Source organism: Pseudomonas sp. MD195_PC81_125, assembly GCF_014060985.1.
Taxonomy (GTDB): Bacteria; Pseudomonadota; Gammaproteobacteria; order Pseudomonadales; family Pseudomonadaceae; genus Aquipseudomonas; species Aquipseudomonas parakoreensis.
This window is the reverse complement of sequence record NZ_JABULD010000103.1, coordinates 1-4,028: the sequence shown is the minus strand read 5'-3', so window position 1 is coordinate 4,028 and position 4,028 is coordinate 1. Positions and strand designations below refer to the sequence as shown.

The following is a 4,028-nucleotide window of genomic DNA, read 5'->3' as shown; positions in this document are numbered from 1 at the left end:
CACCCCCCAATCCCTGTGGGAGCCGGGCTGCGCCCGCGATGGCGCCAGCCCGGCCAAACGCCCTCCCGAGCCTGACCCAAAACCTGTGGGAGCGAGCCTGCTCGCGAAGACGCCAGCCCAGTCAAAACGAGTTCCCCAGCCTGACCGCGAACCTGTGGGAGCGAGCTTGCTCTCGAAGACGCCAACCCAATCGACACCGTGCTGTATCCATAAACACGATCATCCAGGCACCCGATGACTCAAACCTCCTCACCCCTGAGCTGACGACTCATCAGATCGCAACTCGCCGACCACGACGTCAACCACGCCGGCATCTCCGGCGACTGTTCAGGCAACCCCAACGCCCTGACAAACTCACCCGGCGCCATCGTGCCTTTCGCCGAACGAAACAGCCCACGCATGACCACCACGCCGATCACCCGTCCCTTGCTCACGAAGCGATGCTCCATGAAGCTCCATTTGTCGTCCCAGCCAAGCATCCGGCTGTGAATTTCAAACGCTTCAAACAGCTTCAGCTCACGCCGAAATTTACCCCAGGTATCGCCAACGATCGGCAACGCCTTAGCGCGCAACGCCACCCGAAACGCGCCACTGCGCAACACAAAATCCATGCGCCCGACGTCAGCCATGGTGAAGTAGCGGCCATTGGTGACGTGCCGATTCAAATCGAGATCCAGCGGCCACACGCGCATGCGGATCACGGTGGATTCCAGCGCATTGACCGGCTTGCGCCACGGTCGGCAAAAAAGCATGCAGAGCAATCGAAACCACAGATTCATCAGTACGTCAGCCCGTTGAAAAGAGCGCTGCACTCTAGCGAGCCGAGCGATGGCGAGGTAGGTGCGTAAATGACTTTTTTGGACGGAACAGTGCATTCCGATCATTGCGGGGTTGATGCTGGATCGGTAGCCCGTTCAATCCGCGGATAAACAGGAAACAATCGGGATGTTTATGTGAAGCCTGCCGTTACCACCGAAGCCCTACAACGCCTTGCGCCATCGCCTACGAGTACGCCAGAATCCGCCGGCTTGTGCGTCTGGCACGCTCTCCGTAACTTGATTCCTGTCACTGCTCTTCAGTGATCGGGTCTGCAAGCCCGCCGGAAAACCAGTCGCATAGCCATGCCAAATGGACGCACGCTCGCGTCCATAAAATGGCAGCTTTGTGCGGGAGACCTTCGGGTCTGCCGGGTTCCTGGTTTCCCGGTCTTGCAGACCCGCGCACAGCTGCCACCCATCATCTGCAAGTGATGCTGGTAGCTCCTAATGAACAATCAGGAGTTTCACCATGATCAAACCAACACCCAACCCACCAGAAACCGACCTCGCATCCCCCTACGAATCCCTCGATTCCAAAAAACTCCACGAAGCCGCCGAACGCGCCCTCGACCATTACCTCACCCCGGCCACCCCAATCATGGCCAGCCACCAAAACCCCGAACCCATGTACCTCGCCAACCCGAAGTGCGACACCGAATCCCTGCTCGCCAACGCCAGCGAAACCCTCGGCTCCGCCAGTGAAATGCTCAACAACTTCGCCGCCACACTCGACACCTCCCACCGCAAAACCGCACTGGGCATCGCCCAGGTCGTCATGCTCGGCGAACTCGCCGTAAACCAGGGCCTCGACAACGTCGAATTACAGGGATAGGCATTATCCAACTGTGGCGAAGGTGTACGCGTCGCCACTGTGGAATGCTGCCGGTTACTAGAGGTTGTTATTGTCCTTCAGCTATTGATCAAACTTGTATTTATGCTTTTTCAGATCGCTTCAGCGCTATGTCTGTGGCGGCTGATCCCTTGTTGAGTCTGTTTTAAGCCTTATTTCCCCCGTGACTTTTGCAAGCCTTAACGCGATTGCCGCACCAAGTAAAATTGACGCTACGTATTTTATTATGTCAAAGATTTTTTCGAAGTGTCTGAAGTTGGATCTTGCTTTTTCAATTGAGTCGCTCTGTATTACATGCCTGGCGTGCTCTTGGATCAGATTGTCAAATCTTTCTTTTATTAAAGGATTTTTATATCTAATTATTCCTTTTCTCTCGTCGGTAAAATAGCGGGCGATTTTCAAGTCAACCTGCGTTTTTGTCGGCTCATCAGGTCTGATTTTCCGATATTCCTCGCATGCTGAAGCCAGTTCTTTGGAAACAGCCGTCGCGTGAGTGTTTGCTGACGGCGGGATGCAAATCGGAGGGTCGCTAAGCCTCGCAGCCGCCATGTTGAGATTTTGGCTTGTGAGTCGACCAATGCTTTCTTCCATATTTATAGTGGATTGATTAATCGCAGTTCCCGACTGGATTGATTGGATAACAAATCCAAAAGCTCCAATTATAATCCACCAGTAATCAGCTTTCTTCCAACCGATATCATCCAGGCGCGTCGGAAGATATTTGGTTTTTCTGATAAGTAACCAATAAAAAACGCAGTATAGAAGGGCTATGCTTCCTGCGATGATGCATGCAATTAATATCATTTGCATGATCGGATCGTACCCCATGTTAGTGCTCCTTTGTTCTTAGTAAACTCGGTAATTCTTTTTATCGGCATAAATTTACTTTGCTAGAGGCGGAGGTGCAGAGATGGCGCTGGAATCCAGTGGATGGTCGTTAAATGTAGGCCTCCTTAATAGGAGGCTGGGCAGACTTTCCTTAGGCGAAAAAATGATCTGAAGTACGTCACCGAATCCATCCGTATCTACGTCAGAGAAGCCTTGAACACAGACGGCTTTCTCAACTGCGCTGGCACAGGGCCACGCCTTGCGCCTCCAGGCCTCGGCTGTCACCCTTCGGCCCGTTCTTTAAGGATCAGAACAAGGAATCAAGGATTGAGTGGCTACGTTCCCAACCCCCCGAAAAACTACCGCTACGAAGAAGCCAAACCCGTCGACATCCACGCCCAGCGTTGGGCGGAGTATGAGAAGCATGGGAAAGAGCCTGCGCGCGAGCCCGAGAAAATCGGCATTGCGTTGAGGATTGGGGTTTTCTTTGATGGTACTGGTAACAATGCGAACAACACGGCGGCAGGGTTGCTGTGTGGTGCGCAGCATCCGATTGCGCCGCAGGATATTCCTGCGAGTTGCATGCCTTACATGAGTGATCCGGATAGCAGTTACGGCAACGATGTCAGCAATGTGAAAAAGCTGAGCGAACTGTATGAGTCGCCGCGACGCGCTGAGGGGGAGGGGCCACGAAAGAAAGCTTCCGGTATGGTCTACGTCGAAGGCATAGGCACCCGTTCAGGTGAAGAGGACAGTAAATTCGGCGCCGGTACAGGACGCGGCGAAACCGGTGTTGCCGGGCGCGTCCAATCTTCTTTCGTGTTGATCGAACAGCGTATCACTGAGGTATTGGATAAAAATCCCGATAGTGAAATTACTTCGTTGACCTTCGACACTTTTGGCTTCAGTCGCGGTGCGGCAGCCGCCAGACATTTCGCCAATGAAATCGTGCGTGGCAAACAAGGCCCTTTGGGCGAGATTCTCCGCAGTAAGTCCGATGCCTTCAGTTCGACCTTTGTCGATCAATACAACAGCGACATCAACATGGGCTTCATTGGGTTGTTCGACACTGTACCGTCGATTGCTGGATGGTCCAATTTAGGCAACATCAAAAGTGCAGTCGCAACGGGGATCAAACTCTACCTCGACCGACGTTATTTCACCGACGTTGTGCAGTTGGCTGCTCGGGACGAATGCAGGGCTAACTTTGCTCTCAATCGAGTAGCGATGGATCATCCGGAAATTGTTTTGCCAGGAGTACATTCTGATGTGGGCGGGGGTTACCTCGAGGAGGCCGAAGAATGCGTGCTCGTTAGCCCAATGCAAACGCTAGAAGTCGGCAATTACGCGGATGTCACTACCACATCTATCTATCAGGATGCGGTCAATGTGAGAAATCAGTGGTTAGCCAACGGCTGGCCTTCCGAAATGCTAGAGATAGTTACTCCAGCTCCATTACTGATGCCGATCAGTCCTCAGGATCGACTGAGTCCTCGAGTCAAACGAGTCTATGCCGCCGTTCAACTCAAACG

At 53.2% G+C, this 4,028-nt stretch carries 4 protein-coding genes; 2 read left to right on the top strand and 2 right to left on the bottom strand.

What is annotated here, in order from left to right; all coding sequences use genetic code 11:
- Positions 1 to 239 precede the first annotated feature (239 nt).
- Positions 240 to 779: a thioesterase family protein gene (locus HT737_RS04635; protein ID WP_182401643.1), complete on the bottom strand. Its 540-nt coding sequence runs from the start codon at positions 777 to 779 to the stop codon at positions 240 to 242.
- A gap of 508 nt (positions 780 to 1,287) precedes the next feature.
- On the opposite strand from HT737_RS04635, the gene HT737_RS04630 reads away from it, so the two are divergent.
- The gene (locus HT737_RS04630; RefSeq protein WP_182401641.1) at positions 1,288 to 1,650 is read left to right on the top strand and encodes a DUF6124 family protein; all 363 of its coding nucleotides are present in this window, start codon (positions 1,288 to 1,290) and stop codon (positions 1,648 to 1,650) included.
- A 126-nt stretch (positions 1,651 to 1,776) separates the two neighbouring features.
- Here the strand turns inward: HT737_RS04630 and HT737_RS04625 are convergent, their stop codons facing one another.
- On the bottom strand, positions 1,777 to 2,496 hold the full coding sequence (locus HT737_RS04625; protein ID WP_182401639.1) for a hypothetical protein: 720 nt from the start codon (positions 2,494 to 2,496) through the stop codon (positions 1,777 to 1,779).
- A gap of 327 nt (positions 2,497 to 2,823) precedes the next feature.
- On the opposite strand from HT737_RS04625, the gene HT737_RS04620 reads away from it, so the two are divergent.
- On the top strand, positions 2,824 to 4,028 hold a 1,205-nt coding region (locus HT737_RS04620; protein WP_182401637.1), incomplete at its 3' end, for a DUF2235 domain-containing protein.

What these genes read in the sequence shown, in the direction of transcription:
- HT737_RS04635 (WP_182401643.1), bottom strand. Translation starts at nt 779, where the DNA reads ATGAATCTGTGGTTTCGATTGCTCTGCATGCTTTTTTGCCGACCGTGG.
- HT737_RS04630 (WP_182401641.1), top strand. Translation starts at nt 1,288, where the DNA reads ATGATCAAACCAACACCCAACCCACCAGAAACCGACCTCGCATCCCCC.
- HT737_RS04625 (WP_182401639.1), bottom strand. Translation starts at nt 2,496, where the DNA reads ATGGGGTACGATCCGATCATGCAAATGATATTAATTGCATGCATCATC.